This is a genomic window from Micrococcus sp. EWR3.9.1 (assembly GCF_052615555.1).
This window is the reverse complement of sequence record NZ_JBQXFD010000011.1, coordinates 26,812-41,084: the sequence shown is the minus strand read 5'-3', so window position 1 is coordinate 41,084 and position 14,273 is coordinate 26,812. Positions and strand designations below refer to the sequence as shown.

At 71.8% G+C, this 14,273-nt stretch carries 15 protein-coding genes; 10 read left to right on the top strand and 5 right to left on the bottom strand.

Translation table 11 applies throughout. From position 1 onward, the window contains the following. Position 1 precedes the first annotated feature (1 nt). From ACUJ8O_RS08150 to ACUJ8O_RS08135, 4 genes are all read left to right on the top strand, one after another. A complete protein-coding gene (locus tag ACUJ8O_RS08150) occupies positions 2 to 1,096 on the top strand; it encodes a methionine ABC transporter ATP-binding protein (RefSeq protein WP_078026103.1) in 1,095 nt (364 codons plus the stop codon). Continuing rightward, positions 1,093 to 1,770, top strand: coding sequence for a methionine ABC transporter permease (locus ACUJ8O_RS08145; protein WP_036313181.1), 678 nt, complete (start codon positions 1,093 to 1,095; stop codon positions 1,768 to 1,770). Before ACUJ8O_RS08150 ends, ACUJ8O_RS08145 begins: the two co-directional genes overlap by 4 nt. An 87-nt stretch (positions 1,771 to 1,857) precedes the next feature. Continuing rightward, positions 1,858 to 2,724: a thioesterase family protein gene (locus ACUJ8O_RS08140; protein ID WP_049147977.1), complete on the top strand. Its 867-nt coding sequence runs from the start codon at positions 1,858 to 1,860 to the stop codon at positions 2,722 to 2,724. After that, positions 2,721 to 3,491 (top strand): lipoate--protein ligase family protein, encoded by a 771-nt coding sequence (locus tag ACUJ8O_RS08135; protein WP_036338947.1) that lies wholly within the window; start codon positions 2,721 to 2,723, stop codon positions 3,489 to 3,491. Before ACUJ8O_RS08140 ends, ACUJ8O_RS08135 begins: the two co-directional genes overlap by 4 nt. A 27-nt stretch (positions 3,492 to 3,518) precedes the next feature. On the opposite strand, the gene ACUJ8O_RS08130 is transcribed toward ACUJ8O_RS08135, so the two are convergent. From ACUJ8O_RS08130 to ACUJ8O_RS08120, 3 genes are read right to left on the bottom strand one after another with little or no spacing between them, the layout of a single operon-like run. Next, positions 3,519 to 4,139 (bottom strand): uridine kinase family protein, encoded by a 621-nt coding sequence (locus tag ACUJ8O_RS08130; RefSeq protein ID WP_036338950.1) that lies wholly within the window; start codon positions 4,137 to 4,139, stop codon positions 3,519 to 3,521. A gap of 32 nt (positions 4,140 to 4,171) precedes the next feature. Continuing rightward, a complete protein-coding gene (locus tag ACUJ8O_RS08125; protein WP_036338953.1) occupies positions 4,172 to 4,828 on the bottom strand; it encodes an MBL fold metallo-hydrolase in 657 nt (218 codons plus the stop codon). Then, a complete protein-coding gene (locus tag ACUJ8O_RS08120; RefSeq protein ID WP_078026248.1) occupies positions 4,828 to 5,922 on the bottom strand; it encodes an S-(hydroxymethyl)mycothiol dehydrogenase in 1,095 nt (364 codons plus the stop codon). Before ACUJ8O_RS08120 ends, ACUJ8O_RS08125 begins: the two co-directional genes overlap by 1 nt. A 204-nt stretch (positions 5,923 to 6,126) precedes the next feature. On the opposite strand from ACUJ8O_RS08120, the gene ACUJ8O_RS08115 reads away from it, so the two are divergent. The 4 genes from ACUJ8O_RS08115 to ACUJ8O_RS08100 all read left to right on the top strand — a co-directional run bounded on the left by ACUJ8O_RS08115 (position 6,127) and on the right by ACUJ8O_RS08100 (position 7,922). After that, entirely contained in the window at positions 6,127 to 6,375 is a 249-nt protein-coding gene (locus ACUJ8O_RS08115; RefSeq protein WP_036313195.1) for a hypothetical protein, read from the top strand. A 1-nt stretch (position 6,376) separates the two neighbouring features. Continuing rightward, entirely contained in the window at positions 6,377 to 7,228 is an 852-nt protein-coding gene (locus tag ACUJ8O_RS08110) for an SOS response-associated peptidase (protein ID WP_445373299.1), read from the top strand. 92 nt (positions 7,229 to 7,320) lie between these two features. Then, entirely contained in the window at positions 7,321 to 7,680 is a 360-nt protein-coding gene (locus ACUJ8O_RS08105) for a hypothetical protein (RefSeq protein WP_020628069.1), read from the top strand. After that, positions 7,677 to 7,922, top strand: coding sequence for a hypothetical protein (locus tag ACUJ8O_RS08100; protein ID WP_036313199.1), 246 nt, complete (start codon positions 7,677 to 7,679; stop codon positions 7,920 to 7,922). The genes ACUJ8O_RS08105 and ACUJ8O_RS08100 overlap by 4 nt, the downstream gene beginning before the upstream one ends. A 68-nt stretch (positions 7,923 to 7,990) precedes the next feature. Here ACUJ8O_RS08100 and ACUJ8O_RS08095 read toward each other — a convergent pair whose 3' ends face one another. Beyond that, positions 7,991 to 8,461, bottom strand: a complete 471-nt coding sequence (locus tag ACUJ8O_RS08095; protein ID WP_036313201.1) for a PKD domain-containing protein — start codon at positions 8,459 to 8,461, stop codon at positions 7,991 to 7,993. A gap of 494 nt (positions 8,462 to 8,955) precedes the next feature. Continuing rightward, positions 8,956 to 9,675 (bottom strand): DUF6318 family protein, encoded by a 720-nt coding sequence (locus ACUJ8O_RS08090; protein ID WP_036313203.1) that lies wholly within the window; start codon positions 9,673 to 9,675, stop codon positions 8,956 to 8,958. Positions 9,676 to 10,148: 473 nt separating this feature from the next. Here ACUJ8O_RS08090 and ACUJ8O_RS08085 point away from each other — a divergent pair, with 473 nt between their 5' ends. Both ACUJ8O_RS08085 and ACUJ8O_RS08080 read left to right on the top strand, forming a co-directional pair. Beyond that, on the top strand, positions 10,149 to 10,475 hold the full coding sequence (locus tag ACUJ8O_RS08085; protein WP_158183732.1) for a DUF6504 family protein: 327 nt from the start codon (positions 10,149 to 10,151) through the stop codon (positions 10,473 to 10,475). After that, entirely contained in the window at positions 10,472 to 14,170 is a 3,699-nt protein-coding gene (locus ACUJ8O_RS08080; RefSeq protein WP_445373298.1) for a DNA polymerase III subunit alpha, read from the top strand. The genes ACUJ8O_RS08085 and ACUJ8O_RS08080 overlap by 4 nt, the downstream gene beginning before the upstream one ends. Positions 14,171 to 14,273: the final 103 nt, after the last annotated feature.

Below are 14,273 nucleotides of genomic sequence, written 5' to 3'. Positions count from 1 at the left end.
CATGGCAGGTTCCCATACGTCCGACCGTGACGCGGTCACCCCGGGGCGCCCCTCCGCGGGCGCCCCGGGGGAGCCGGTCATCGTCTTCGACCACGTCAGCCGCGTCTACGCCGCCAAGAAGGGTGCCGGTGTGAAGGCCGTGGACGACGTCTCGCTCGCCGTGAACCGCGGCGAGGTCTTCGGCGTCATCGGCTTCTCCGGCGCCGGCAAGTCCACCCTGATCCGCATGATCAACGGGCTGGAGAAGCCGACGTCGGGCACCGTCACGGTGCTGGGCCAGCAGGTCTCCCATCTCTCCGAAGCGAAGCTGCGTCCGCTGCGCACCCGCATCGGCATGGTGTTCCAGCAGTTCAACCTGCTGACCTCCCGCACGGTGGCCGGGAACATCGAGTTCGCTCTGGACACGGCCGGCTGGCCGCGGTCCAAACGCCGCGCTCGCGTGGCGGAGCTGCTCGAGTTCGTCGGCCTGGCGGACAAGGCCAAGCACTACCCGGAGCAGCTCTCGGGCGGCCAGAAGCAGCGCGTCGGCATCGCCCGCGCCCTGGCCGCCGAGCCGGAGATCCTGCTCGCAGACGAGGCCACCAGCGCCCTGGATCCCTCGACGACGCACGAGGTGCTCTCCGTGCTGCGCCGCGTCAACGAGGAGCTCGGGGTCACGATCGTGGCCATCACCCACGAGATGGAGGTCATCCGCTCGATCGCCGACCGCGTCGCCGTGATGGACAGCGGCCGCGTGGTGGAGTCCGGCAAAGTCTACGACCTCTTCTCTCGGCCCGCCCACTCCGCCGACGCCGCGTCCTTCGTGGCCACGGCGCTCAAGGACCGGCCGAATGCCGAGGAGGTGGCCCGCATCCGGGCGCGCACCGAGGGTCGGCTGATCATGGTCTCGCTCAAGGACTCCGCCGCGGTCTCGGCGGTGCTCGGCACCGCATCGACGCGCGGCGTGGGCTTCGAGATCGTCCACGGCGGCATGTCCGCCACCAAGGACTCCGCGTACGGCCTGCTCACCGTGGCGCTCACGGGCGAGGCCGCCGCGGTGGACGCGTTTGTCGCGGACCTGGCCGGCGCCGGAGACGTGCAGGAGGTGCACCAGTGATCGACCGATTCCAGAACCTCGACTGGGGGTACTACGGCCCCGAGCTGATGACCGCCGTGGGGGACACCCTCTACATGGTCGGCTGGTCCTTCATCCTCGGCGGCATCCTCGGCCTGCTGGTCGGGCTCGTCCTCTACACCACGCGCCCGGGCGGCATCTTCGCCAACCGTGCCGTCTACCTGGTCACGAACTTCATCGTGAACCTCATCCGGCCCATCCCGTTCGTCATCCTCATCGCCGCCCTGCAGCCGCTGACCATCGCGGTGCTCGGCACCGGCATCGGCAACACCGCCGTGGTGTTCTGCATGATCTGGGCGTCCACGTTCGGCATCGCCCGCATCGTGGAGCAGAACCTCGTCTCGCTGGACCCCGGCGTGATCGAGGCCGCCCGCGCGATGGGCGCCTCCCGCATGCGGATCGTGCGCGCCGTGGTGCTGCCCGAGGCCCTCGGCCCGCTGATCCTCGGCTTCACGTTCGTGATCATCTCGCTCGTGGACATGTCCGCGATGGCGGGCATCATCGGCGGCGGCGGCGTCGGCAACTTCGCCATCGTGGAGGGCTACAACCGGTTCCGTCCGGAGGTCACCTGGCTGGCCGTGATCGTGGTGATCGTGTTCGTCCAGGCGCTGCAGCTGATCGGCAACGGCATCGCCCGCAAGGTCATGCGCCGCTGAACCCCGGCTCGGTCCGCACGACGACGGCCGGTGACATCCCGCGGGGACGTCACCGGCCGTCGTCGTCGTTCTGGCAGACTTCGGCCCATGACCGACATCACCTCCACCCCCGCGGCCTCCGTCGCCGACGATCCCCTGGCCTTCTACGTGCGCCTCGGCGAGCCCACCGTGGACGCCGACGGCGTCCGCACCTCCCGCGTGCGCTCCACCGTGCACGCCCAGGGCGCATGGCGGGAAGAGGAGATGCACATGGCCGCCGTCTCGGGCCTGCTGCTGCACGAGGTGGCCGCGCACGAGACCACTCCCGGGCTGCGGGTGGGACGGCTCTCCTACGACATCCTGGGCACGCTCTGGTCGGGCGAGCTCGAGGTGGTCACGCGCACCCTGCGTCCGGGCCGGACCATCGAGCTCGTCGAGTCCGTGCTCCACGCCCGGGGCCGCACCGTGCTGATCCTGCGGGCCTGGCTGCTGTCCACCTCGGACACCTCCGCCGTCGCCCAGCTGCCGGACGAGCCCCTCCCGCCGCGCTCGCAGGCGCAGGCGCACAACGCGCTCCACGGATGGGGGGGCGGGTACATCGCCTCCCTCGACGGCGTCATCCTGCCCGGCCACGGGCCGGGCCACGGCCGGGTGTGGCTCACCACGGACCGTGAGATGGTGGCGGGGGAGAGCACGAGCGACCTGGTCCGCCTGATCAGCCTCACCGACGCGGCCAACGGGATCGCCCCGGCCCTGCCGGCGAAACCGGGCGGGTGGTTCTTCCCCAACGTGGACCTGCAGATCCACCTGTACCGCGAGCCCACCGGCCACTGGCTCGGCCTCGCGGGGCAGGTCACGGTGGGCCCGGACGGCGTGGGCCTGACCAGCACCGTCCTCCACGACGACGACGGCCCCTTCGCCCACGCCGAGCAGACCCTCACCCTGCGCTCCTGGCCGGCCGAGGGCGGCCTGTGAGCGCAGCTCCCCGGCTGCGCTGGGCCGTGCAGGAGCGGACCCTCGGGGCCGTCGAAGACCTCGACTGGGCCATGGACGAGCTGGCCGTCTTCCGCGCCGCCGCGGCCGAGGGAAGGGCCCTCGACGGCCTGATCCGCGTCTACGTGCCCGAACCGACGGTCGCGTTCGGCCAGCGCGACGCCCGGCTGCCCGGCTTCGAGGCCGCGGCCGCGGCGGCCCGCGCCCACGGCTTCGAGCCGGTGGTGCGCCGGGCCGGCGGACGGGCGGCGGCCTACCACCACGGCTGCCTGGTGGTGGACCACCTGAGCCAGCAGGAGGACGCGGCGCTCACGCAGCAGGCCCGGTTCGCGGAGTTCGCCGACCTGTTCGTGCGGGCGTTCGCGCGCATGGACGTGCCCGCCTCCGTGGGCGAGATTCCGGGGGAGTACTGCCCGGGCGAGTTCTCCGTGCAGGGTCCTGCGCCGACATACCCGGTGAAGCTGGCCGGCTCCGCGCAGCGCGTGGTGAAGGGGGCGTTCCTGTTCTCCACCCACGTGGTGGTGTCCGACCCCGCCCCGCTGCGGGCCGTGCTCGTCGACGTCTACCGGGAGCTCGGTCTGGACATGGATCCCCGTACGGCGGGCGCGGCCGAGGACGTGCGTCCCGGGGTGAGCGTTCCCGCGTTCGCCGCGGCCCTGCGGGAGGAGTACACGGCGTGGGCGGCCGCCGCCGGGATCGAGGTCGTGGCCGAGCAGCTCGCCGTCCTCGGCGCGCGCACCTCCGGCTGAGGGCACGGACTGGCTGCGGGCGGGCCGTCAGGCCGTGAGATCCGCGATGATCTCCCGCTTGCGTCGCGGGGTGAAGCCGGCCGCCACGGCCGCCGCCCGGCGCGCCGCGTCCGTCCGGTACAGGGACCAGCCCCGCTGCACGAGGAACGGCACCGGCTTGCGACGCTCGGCGACATCGCGCACGAACCGGCGGGCCGCCGTCGTGGTCCGCGCCTGGTCGATGTACCAGGCCGCGTAGCGGACTCCGGCCCGGTCCAGGGCGGCGGGCATGCGCTCGGCGAAGATGCCCTCCGCCACGATCACCCCGCCCGGCTCGAGCGCGACGGTGCTGTGCCCGCGGACGGAGGACGTGGAGATGTCGTAGTCGGGCACGCGCGTGGCGCCCTCCTCGAGCAGTTCGACGACCGCGTCCACGGCCGCCTGCTCATCCCATGTTCCGGGGTGGTCCCAGTCGATCTCGCCATACGGGGTGCGCGGGAACACGGGGCCGGGCCCACCCGCGGCGCCGTCGTCGGACTGCGGACGGTAGAACGCATCGAGCGAGAGGTGGGGCCGGCCGTGCCGCCGGGCCAGGTAGGACTTGCCGGAGCCCGACGCCCCGCCGAGCAGGATCACGGAAGGAGGGGGCGAGGCGGGGAGGATGGTCACGGGGGACCATTCTTCCCCACCTCGGCACGTCCTCAGTGGCCGCGGTCGATCCACTCCTGCAGGTGCGGCTTCTCCGTGCCGATCGTGGTGGAGTCGCCGTGGCCGGTGTGGACCACGGTGGCCTCCGGCAGCGAGAGCAGGCGCTCGCGGATGGACTCGATGATCGTGTCGAAGTCCGAGTACGAGCGGCCGGTGGCGCCGGGCCCGCCCTGGAACAGGGTGTCGCCGGAGAACACGACGCCGGTCGGGGCGCCGTCGTCGCCGGCCTCGCCCAGGGCGGGGGCGTACAGGCAGACCGAGCCGGGGGAGTGACCGGGGGTGTGCAGCACCCGCAGCTCGACGCCGGCCACGCGCAGGACGTCGCCCTCGGCGAGCGCGCCATCGGGCTCCTCGTCGGGGAAGACGTCGTCCCAGAGCATGCGGTCGGCGGGGTGGAGCAGCGCGGGGGCGTCCACCATCTGGCGGAACTCCTGAACCTGGCGGATGTGGTCGTCGTGGCCGTGGGTGAGGACGATGGCCAGCACCTGGCGGCCGTTCACCTTCTTCCAGACGGCCGAGGCATCATGGGCCGGGTCGATGACGACGCACTGCTCCGCGCCGCCGACGATCCACACGTTGTTGTCCACGTCGAACGTCTCCCCGTCCAGGGAGAACGTGCCGGAGGTGACCAGGTGATCGATGCGCGCCATCAGAGCACCACCACCGAGCGCAGGACGTCGCCGGACTTCATCGTCTCGAAGGCCTCGTTCACCTCGTCCAGGGCGATGGTCTCCGTGACGAACTCGTCCAGCGGCAGGCGGCCCAGGCGGTACTGGTCCACGAGCATCGGGAAGTCGCGCTCCGGCAGGCAGTCGCCGTACCACGAGGACTTCAGCGCGCCGCCGCGGCCGAAGACCTCCAGCAGGGGCAGCTTCAGCTCCATGCCGGGGGTGGGCACGCCCACCAGGACGACGCGGCCGGCCAGGTCCCGGGCGTAGAACGCCTGCTCGTAGGTCTCCGGGCGGCCGACCGCCTCGATGACCACGTCGGCGCCGAAGCCGCCGGTCGCCGCGCGGATGGCCTCCACGGGGTCCTCGTCCTTCGAGTTCACGGTGTGGGTGGCGCCGAGCTCCTCGGCCTTCGCGAGCTTCTTGGCGTCGATGTCCACCGCGATGATCGTGGTGGCGCCGGCGAGCTTCGCCCCGGCGATCGCGGCCACGCCGACGCCGCCGCAGCCGATCACGGCCACGGACTCGCCGAGCTTGACCTCGCCGGTGTTGATGGCCGCGCCGATGCCGGCCATGATCCCGCAGCCGAGCAGGCCGACCGCGGCTTGTTCCTTGGGAGTGTCGACGCCGTCGACCTGGGTGCACTGCTTGGCGTGGACGAGCGTCTTGTCCGCGAACGCCCCGATGCCCAGGGCCGGGGACAGCTCCGTGCCGTCCTCGAGGGTCATCTTCTGGGTCGCGTTGTGGGTGTTGAAGCAGTACTTCGGCTCGCCCTTCCGGCACGCGCGGCACTCGCCGCACACGGCGCGCCAGTTGAGGATCACGGTGTCGCCGACCTTGACGTGGTCGACGCCCTCGCCGATCGCGGAGACCACACCCGTGGCCTCGTGGCCGAGCAGGTACGGGTACTCGTCCCCGATCCCGCCCTGCTGGTAGTGCAGATCCGTGTGGCAGACGCCGCAGGTCTTGATGTCGACGACGGCCTCGCCGGGTCCCGGATCGGGGATGACGATGGTCTCGACGGTGACGGGGGCGTCCTTCGCCATGGCGACGACGCCGCGGACCTTCTGGGACACGTTGTTCCTCCTGGTGGTGGGGTTCTGCCCGACGCCGCGCATGCGTGGGGCGGCGCGGCGTGCGGGCTCGTTCTGCCCATCCCATCACAGGACCCTGTGCGACGCATCGGTGAGCAGCCGGGGGCCTGGTGTGTGGCGTCACCGCAGTGGCCGGGGGAGACTGCAACCTGAGCCGCAACATCGATGTGAACGGAGGGGCGAACCGTGGCACGACATGGCAGAGACGAGGACGAGGCCCACGAGGCTCCAGCCGGGGCTCCGGCCGGTGCCGGCACGCTCGCTCAGTGGCGCATCCCACTGGTGGGGCTGCTGATCGGCGTCGGGCTGGGCGTGGTGTTCGGACTGGGCACCGAGAGGCCCTGGGGCACCGTGATCGGCTGCGCGATGATGGGCTTCGCCCTCGGCATCGCGTGGATGTATGTCGAGCGCGGCCGGGACGGGAGGGACCGCTGACGTGTGCGGCCGCTACGTGATGGCCCGCGCCACGAGCGACCTGGTGGCCCTGGGCGATGCCGAGGCGAATGAGGACCTGGTGCTGCGCCAGAGCTGGAACGTGGCGCCGACAGCCGAGGTGCCGATCCTCGTGGCGCACGCGGACGACGTCGGCGCCGGAGGCACCCGTGGGGGCGACGGCGGTGCCGGGGTGACCCGGCGGATCCACGTGGCCCGCTGGGGCCTGGTGCCGCCGTGGGCGAAGGAGCTGTCCGTGGGGTCCCGTGCGTTCAACGCGCGCTCGGAGACCGTGGCCTCCAAGCCGACGTTCCGGGCCGCCGTCCGCGCCCGCCGCTGCGCCGTGCCGGTGGAGGGCTACTACGAGTGGAAGGCGCCGGAGCCTGGTGCCAAGGGTCCCGACGGGCGGATCGCGAAGAAGCAGTCCTACTACGTGCACCCGGCCGGGGCCGGGGACGGCGAGGGGCCGGTCATCTGGTTCGCCGGCCTGTACGAGTGGTGGCAGGACCCCGAGGCCAAGGCCGCGGGGGAGGACGCGTGGGTCCTCTCGACGACGATCCTCACCATGGCCGCGCCCGACGCGGACGACGACGATCCGGTGCTCGCCGCGCTCGGCCAGCTGCACGACCGGCTGCCCGTGCCCATGGATGCCGAGACGATGGACCGGTGGCTCGCTCTGGACACGCTCGGGTCTGCCGAAGAAGCCGACGCCCTCGTGGGTCAGGTGTGCGCCGGCGCGTACGACGTCGCGGCGGGCTGGTCGCTGCGGCCCGTGGGGGGCGCCGTGGGGAACGTCCGGAACAACGGGCCGGAGCTGATCCAGGAGATGAGAGAGCAGCAGGGCACGCTGCTCTGAGAGACGGGGCGACGGGGATGACCTGCCCGTGAGACGCGGAAGCGCGGTGCCGCGGTGAGGCCGGAGACGGTCATCTCCTGTTCACCCTGTCCGTGGGCGGCACCCCGGTGGCCGCCCTCGACGACGAGACCGCCGGCATTCCGGAGGGCAACAGAGGCCCCTCTGCCGGGCTCGTCTACGCGTGGGGCGAGCACAGCCGGGCCGACCCCGTGTTTGGGGACTACCCCGAGCGGGTCCTCGCGCTGAAGTACGCCGAGCCGGGCGTGGAGCTGCCATTGTGGTCCAAGCGCCAGGGCGACGACGCGTCGGTCGCGGAACTCTCGTGGGGTCCGCGCTGGGGCACCCTCTGGCGCGACACCGCGTTGGAATTTTCACCGGGTTTCACTACCTCGCCGACGCGACATACCCGACCGACGACCGCCTCGTTCGCGACTGGTCGCTGGACGGGGTGACCAGGAGTGAGGACGTCATCATCACCCAGGACGCGGAGCGGTCCGACGTCTTCGCACTCGTGGAGTCGCTCGCGGATGGGCAGAAGCCCCGGGCCCTGAACGTGCCGGCGGGGGAGGACGCCCACACGACCCCGGACACGGTCGAGACCGGGCGTGAGGTGCCGGCGGGCGCGCTCGGAGCGCTCGCGGCCGTCGGCGCGGGACTCGTGTTCCTGGCCCGGGGGTGGGTGCGCCGGGTCTGACGCACCTGCCCGACGAGTGGGCCGCGGGGCGGTGGACGGGAGACCGTCGGCCGCCCCGCGGTCTGTGCTCAGCCGGCCGGAGTGGATTCGATGGGGCCGGTGCAGCCCCAGGCTGAGGAGTCGACGCTGCAGTCATCGGCGACATTGCGGGTGATGGTGCGCCAGATGTCCGCGGTGACGGGGGCCGAGTCGAGGCTGATGGTGCCCGGGATGAGCACCCACTCGCCCCCGGCCTCCCGGTATTCGCCGATGTAGACGGTGGTGAGGCGGACCGTGTACTGCCCGGTGTCCTCGTACACGTGGCTCGTGGGGGTGGGGACGTTGAACTCCGGCTGGCTCTGGCCTGCGACCGAGGTGGTCTTGGTGGGGGACCCGTCCCCGTAGTCCCAGCGGAAGCTCACCGGCGTGGCGCGGAGTTCGACCTCGACCCCGTTGAGGGTGGTGACGAGCGTGCGCGTCTCGGCGTCTGCGTAGAAGTTGGTCTCCGCATTGCGGATCCCGCGTCCGCCATTGTCCGACCGGATCTCAGGCTTCAGCACGAGGAGCGTGCGGACCTCGTCGATGGAGACGGGCGGGGCGCCGTCTGTTGCTGGGCCTGGCGAAACCGCAGTAACGCATTCCGGCCGGCTGTAGTAGGGATCCCTATCTGGGCGAGTTGTGTCGACGAACTGCTCACGTACCCATGCCCCTTCTGGGCAAAAGGCCTCGGTCTGTTCGCGACACGTCCCAAAATCGGAATTGTTTTCTTGATTCGGGAAACAGGCGTCTACAGTGCGCTGCTCGATTGCCGGCTTTTCTCTGGCTCCTGGAGCGGTAACTTCGGATACCGGTTCGGAGGCCGGCTGAGGGGGCTGTGTTCGCGACTGTTTCTTGCACTGCGTTCGAATCCTAAATTCGACGTCTTCTCGCTTGCCGCTAATGGGAACATCGGTGCAGGTATTCGCGCGCTGTGCGTGCGCCGATGGCGCTTGAATCAGCGTTAGGGCGATGCAGGCAGTTGCTATTGCAATCAGAATACGCGAGATAGAAAGCATTATTGCGCATCCTGTTGATTTTGCATTTCATCGATCACCCAGTGGCCCTTGGAGGGTTCGTAGACTACGTCGGCCAGCCAGGTCTCGTCGTGAGTTTCCGCCCCACTGGCAGAGTCGTCTCTAACGCCCTGTGAGTCGAAGACATCTACAGCGGATGCGTCACGAACAAGAGTAGCGGTGTAGCCAAACTCTGACGGGGTGAGAGTTAACGATTTGATCGAGGTGTGCTCTCCCGTTGACCAGCCACCTTCTTTGTAGTGCTGGGCAGTTGAGTCGGATACGGCTTGGCAAAGCTCGCAGTATTCGCTGTATGTCGAATCAAAATCAGCAGTTTCCCCGGTCTGGTCGGTGTAGTAAATGGCCTCCCAGAAGTAGCGAATCGCCGCCTCGGCGCCCTCCTTGGTCTCTTCCTTCATGGCGGCGGGCATCTCCGGCTTGGGCACGTTCCGCGCGGGGCCGTCGGCAGACGCGGGCACGTATTCGCCGGACCCGCTCTCCGTGGCCGTGGGGGATGAGCTGACGCCCGCGGTCGCGCTCGTGCTCGCGGGCGCGGACGTCTCGACGGCGGGCTTGGCGGACGAGGGCGACGTCGTCGACGACTCGGCGGGCTCGGACTGCCCGCCGCAGGCGGTCAGCGTGAGCGCCAAGGCCACGCTGAGCGTGCCGGCCTGGGCGAATCGGTGGCGGCGCAGGGCGCGCCCGGGTGCGGTGAGAGACATTTCCCCTCCAACTGGATGTCCGTCGTGTGTCCGCGCCTCCCGCGCTGATCCCGCAGTGCGGTGCCCGTGGTATGCGAGGCCCGGTTAGTTCGGAGTATACGCAGACGGATTGTGGTCCTGCTCGCATTGTCCACAGGACCGTGCCGGCGCACTTCTTCCGGCCCAGAGACGATTTTCTCGTGCATGTGCGCCCCAGGGTCGGGTTCGAGACCCACGGCCAGGACTCGGTCAGCCGGCCTCACGAAAGGGCGTTCCCGGCCTCGCCCGTCTCGGGGTCATGCGTCCTTAACGTGTCCGGCGGCTGCCCTACGTTCGCACCCATCGCATTCGAACACATGTTCGAGTACGATCGGGGGTGCGGCCCCACCTTCCCACTTCTTCCCCGCGTCCGGTCCGCCGGACGGGCCGCGCTCCCATCGCCCGACGGCACCCCGTCGTCGGTCCGGTCAGCAGTGCACAGGGAGAGAAGCAGAATGGGAGTCCTCACACAGTCGGTGGCGGTGGAGTGCGGGGCAGACGGCACCCCGCAGGGGCTGCGCTGGAACGGGCGGGACTACGTCCTCGCAGAGCGCCCCATGCGCTGGTTCGAGCGGCGCCGCTGGTGGGCGGAGGAGGTCCGCGCGGAGAAGGGCCGCGGCGCCGGTCTCGTGGACCACGAGATGTGGCGGCTGCAGGTCCGCCTGGCCCGGGCCGGCGCCGCGCCCCTGCAGACCCTCGACGTCGCCCACCACCTGGACTCCGGCCGGTGGCGGCTCGTGCGCGTCCACGAGCAGGCCCAGGACCTGAGGCGGTCGGCATGAGCCGGGCCGTCGCGGCCGGGCGCACCGTCGCACCCTTCGCCCACCTGCACGTCGCCTCCGCGTTCAGCGCCCACTACGGGGTCAGCTGGCCCGAGGACCTCGTGGCAGCCGCCGCGGCCGCGGACATGGACCTGCTGGCCTGCACCGACCGGGACGGGCTCTACGGCATGGCCAAACACGTGGGCGCCTGCCTGCGCCACGGCATCACCCCGATCGTGGGCGTGGACCTGGCCGTCCGGTGGAGCGAGGACGAGGACGCCGGCCGCGTGGTCGTGCTCGCCCGAGGAGGCTGCCACGGCTCCGGCTACCGCTCCCTGTGCGAGCTCGTCTCCGCCGCCCACGCCCGCACCACCGGGGGAGCGGCAGGCGGCAGCCCCTGGGCCAGCGTCGCCGAGCTCGCCGCCGCGGCGGCCGGCCGAGTCCCCACCGCCGCCAACCGGGACAACCCGTCCACCCCCGAGCTGTTCGTCCTCCTCGGCCCGGACTCGGACGTCGGCCGCCACCTGGCCCGCCGCCGGTACGCGGCCGGCCTCGCCGCCCTGCACCGCTGGAAGGCGGCCCTGCCCGCAGGCAGCCCCCACGCCGACGTCGTCACCCACCTCTCCGCCCCCGGCCGCCGCCTCGACACCGGGCACGCCGTGAAGACCCTCCGCGCCGCCCGCCAGGCCCGCATCCCCGCCGTCCTGACCAACGCCGTGCGCTACGCGGCCCCGGACGGTGCCGCCACCGCGGACGTCCTCGACGCCGTCCGTGCCCTCAGCTCCCTCGACGCCCTCCACGACCTGCAACCCAACGGGCAGGGCTGGCTCAAGTCCACCGCCGCCATGCACCGCATCGCCCACGAGGTCGCCTCCGCCGCCGACGACCGCCCTGCCCCCCTGCTCGAGGCCACCCGCCGCCTCGCCGAGGCCTGCGCGCTCGACCCCGAGACCGACCTCGGCTGGGGCGTGCCCCGCGTCCCCGAGGCCGCCGTCATCGGCATCGACGGCCCCCCGGAGCACGTGCTGCGCGAGCGCACCCGCGCCGGCCTCCTCGCCCGCTACCCCCACCTCCACACCGGGGGAGGCCTCCCCGGCACCAGCCAGGCGGCCCGGGACCTGCAGGACCGCGCCGAACACGAGCTCGGCATCATCACCCGACTCGGCTTCTCCTCCTACTTCCTCACCGTGGCCGCCGTCGTCGACCTCATCGAGGGCATGGGCATCCGCGTGGCCGCCCGCGGCTCCGGCGCCTCCTCCCTCGTCAACCACGCCCTGCGCATCTCCCACGTCGACCCCATGGCCAACGGCCTGATCATGGAGCGCTTCCTCTCCACCGACCGCTCCACCCTCCCGGACATCGACATCGACGTGGAGTCCGCCCGCCGCCACGAGATCTACCACGCCGTCGTCGAGCGCTTCGGCGCCGAGCGCACCACCCTCATGAGCATGCAGAACGCCTACCGGGCCCGCGGCGCCGTCCGCGACGCCGGCCTCGCCCTCGGCATGCCCGAACCCGAGGTGGACGCCATCGCCAAGCAGCTCTGGCGCTTCTCCGCCTCGAACTTCCGCGAGGCCCTCCAGCGCATGCCCGAACTCGGCGGCCTCTCCCGCCGCATCGAGTCCGGCCGCGCCGAGGGCGACCGCCAGCTGGACCTGCTCGTCGACCTCACCGAACGCCTCGACCGCCTGCCCCGCCACATCTCCATGCACCCCTGCGGCGTCATCCTCGGCGACGCCGCCCTGCTGCACCGCACCCCCGTCCAGCCCTCCGGCATGGGCCTGCCCATGAGCCAGTTCGACAAGCACGACATGGACCCCATGGGCTTCCTCAAGCTCGACATCCTCGGCGTGCGCATGCAGTCCGCCATCGCCTACACGATCGCCGAGGTCGAACGCACCACGGGCGAGCGCATCGACCTCGAACAGGTGCCCCTCGACGACCCCGCCACCTACGCGATGATCCGCACCACCCACACCCTCGGCTGCTTCCAGATCGAGTCCCCGGGCCAGCGCGAACTCGTCGGCAAACTCGCCCCCCGCGAGTTCAACGACCTCACCGTGGACATCTCCCTCTTCCGCCCCGGCCCCATGCAGTCCGACATGGTCCGACCCTTCCTTGAACAGCGGCACGGCTGGGCACCCGCCCACTACCCGCACCCCGACCTGCGGCCCGTCCTCGCCGAGACCCACGGGGTCACCGTCTTCCACGAACAGGTCCTGCGCACCATGGACGTCATGACCGGCTGCGGACTGGCCCGCGCCGACGAGCACCGCCGCCTCCTCGGCGGCCCGCAGGAACACCTCGTCGAAGAGGCCTTCCGCACCGGCGCCCTCGCCCGCGGCTACTCCCTCGAAGTCATCGACGAGGTCTGGGCCACCCTCTCCGCCTTCGGCTCCTTCGGCTTCTGCAAGGCCCACGGCGCCGCCTTCGCCGTCCCCACCTACCACTCCGCCTGGCTCAAGACCCACCACCCCGCCGCCTTCATGGCCGCCATCCTCGAACACGACCCCGGCATGTACCCCGCCCGCCTCATGGTCGCCGAGGCCCGCCGCATGGGCATCCCCGTCCTCCCCGTGGACGTCAACGCCTCCTCCCGCCACGTCCACGTCGAATGGGTCCCCGCCCACCCCGAGATCGACGACGGCGCCCCCGGCCGCTGGGGCATCCGCCTGCCCCTCACCAGCCTCTCCGGACTCAGCGAAGCCGAGACCGACCGCCTCGACGCCGGCCGCCCCTACCGCTCCCTCGCCGACGTCCGCGACCGCGCCCGCCCCACCGCCCGCAACCTCGAACGCCTCGCCCAGCTCGGCGCCCTCGACTGCCTCCTCCCACCCGGCGGCGCCTCCCGCACCGACCTCGTCCACCACCTCGAACTCCAGCACTCCACCACCCGCGGCACCGCCCCCGGCCGCACCGCCCCGCGCTCGCGGTCCGCCCGTCCACGGCAGGTGGAGGGCCAGCTGGCCCTGGACCTGCCGGACACCGAGCTCACCGCCCTCGCCCCGCTCTTCCCGGACCCGGCCCCGGCCGCCCGGGTCCGCACCGAGCTGGAGCTCACCGCCCTGGACGTCACCGCCCACCTCATGGACTCCCACGCCCCGTACCTGGACGCGCTCGGCGTCACCCGGGCGAAGGACCTGCTCGGGCTGCGCACGCAGTCCCGGGTGCTCGTGGCCGGGGTGCGCGTGGCCACCCAGACCCCGCCCATGCGCAGCGGCAAGCGGGTGGTGTTCCTCTCCGTGGACGACGGCACCGGATGCGTGGACGCCTCCTTCTTCACCGAGGCCCAGCACGCCTCCGGGGAGATGCTCTTCTCCGCCCGCCTCCTGCTGATCGAGGGCACCGTCCGGCGCACCGGCGGCCGGGCCGTGTCCGTCCAGGCCGTGCGCGCCTGGGACCTGCACCGACCCCAGACGCTCCCGGACCCCGACTACCTGGACGCCACCCGGCAGCAGTGGCGGGACTGGCTCGCGGCGGACCGCCGAGCCGCCGCCGCGCGCCGCAGCGGCCGGGCGGGCACCGGGGCGCAGCCCCTGCCGGACATCCCGCACCACGGCACGGGCGGCTGGCCCGTGAAGGTGCGCACCGACGTCGGGCCGGCCGGCGGGGCCCGCCCCGGCCGCACGGCACCCGATCGGCCCGCTCCGGAGCACACCCCGATCCCGGTGCCCCACCCGGAGACGTGGGAGCTGCTGCCCACCCCGGACAGATGAGACCGTCCGCCTCCGTGCCCCGCCGTCCGGCCGCGCCCCTAGAATGGGACGCGGCCGACGGTGGCCCCCGTACGCCACCGATCCCGAAGCCAGACCTCGAAGG

Excerpts from the sequence above, each read along its gene's own strand:
- ACUJ8O_RS08150 (WP_078026103.1), top strand. The coding sequence starts at position 2 with ATGGCAGGTTCCCATACGTCCGACCGTGACGCGGTCACCCCGGGGCGC.
- ACUJ8O_RS08140 (WP_049147977.1), top strand. The coding sequence starts at position 1,858 with ATGACCGACATCACCTCCACCCCCGCGGCCTCCGTCGCCGACGATCCC.
- ACUJ8O_RS08125 (WP_036338953.1), bottom strand. The coding sequence starts at position 4,828 with ATGGCGCGCATCGATCACCTGGTCACCTCCGGCACGTTCTCCCTGGAC.
- ACUJ8O_RS08090 (WP_036313203.1), bottom strand. The coding sequence starts at position 9,675 with ATGTCTCTCACCGCACCCGGGCGCGCCCTGCGCCGCCACCGATTCGCC.
- ACUJ8O_RS08085 (WP_158183732.1), top strand. The coding sequence starts at position 10,149 with ATGGGAGTCCTCACACAGTCGGTGGCGGTGGAGTGCGGGGCAGACGGC.
- ACUJ8O_RS08080 (WP_445373298.1), top strand. The coding sequence starts at position 10,472 with ATGAGCCGGGCCGTCGCGGCCGGGCGCACCGTCGCACCCTTCGCCCAC.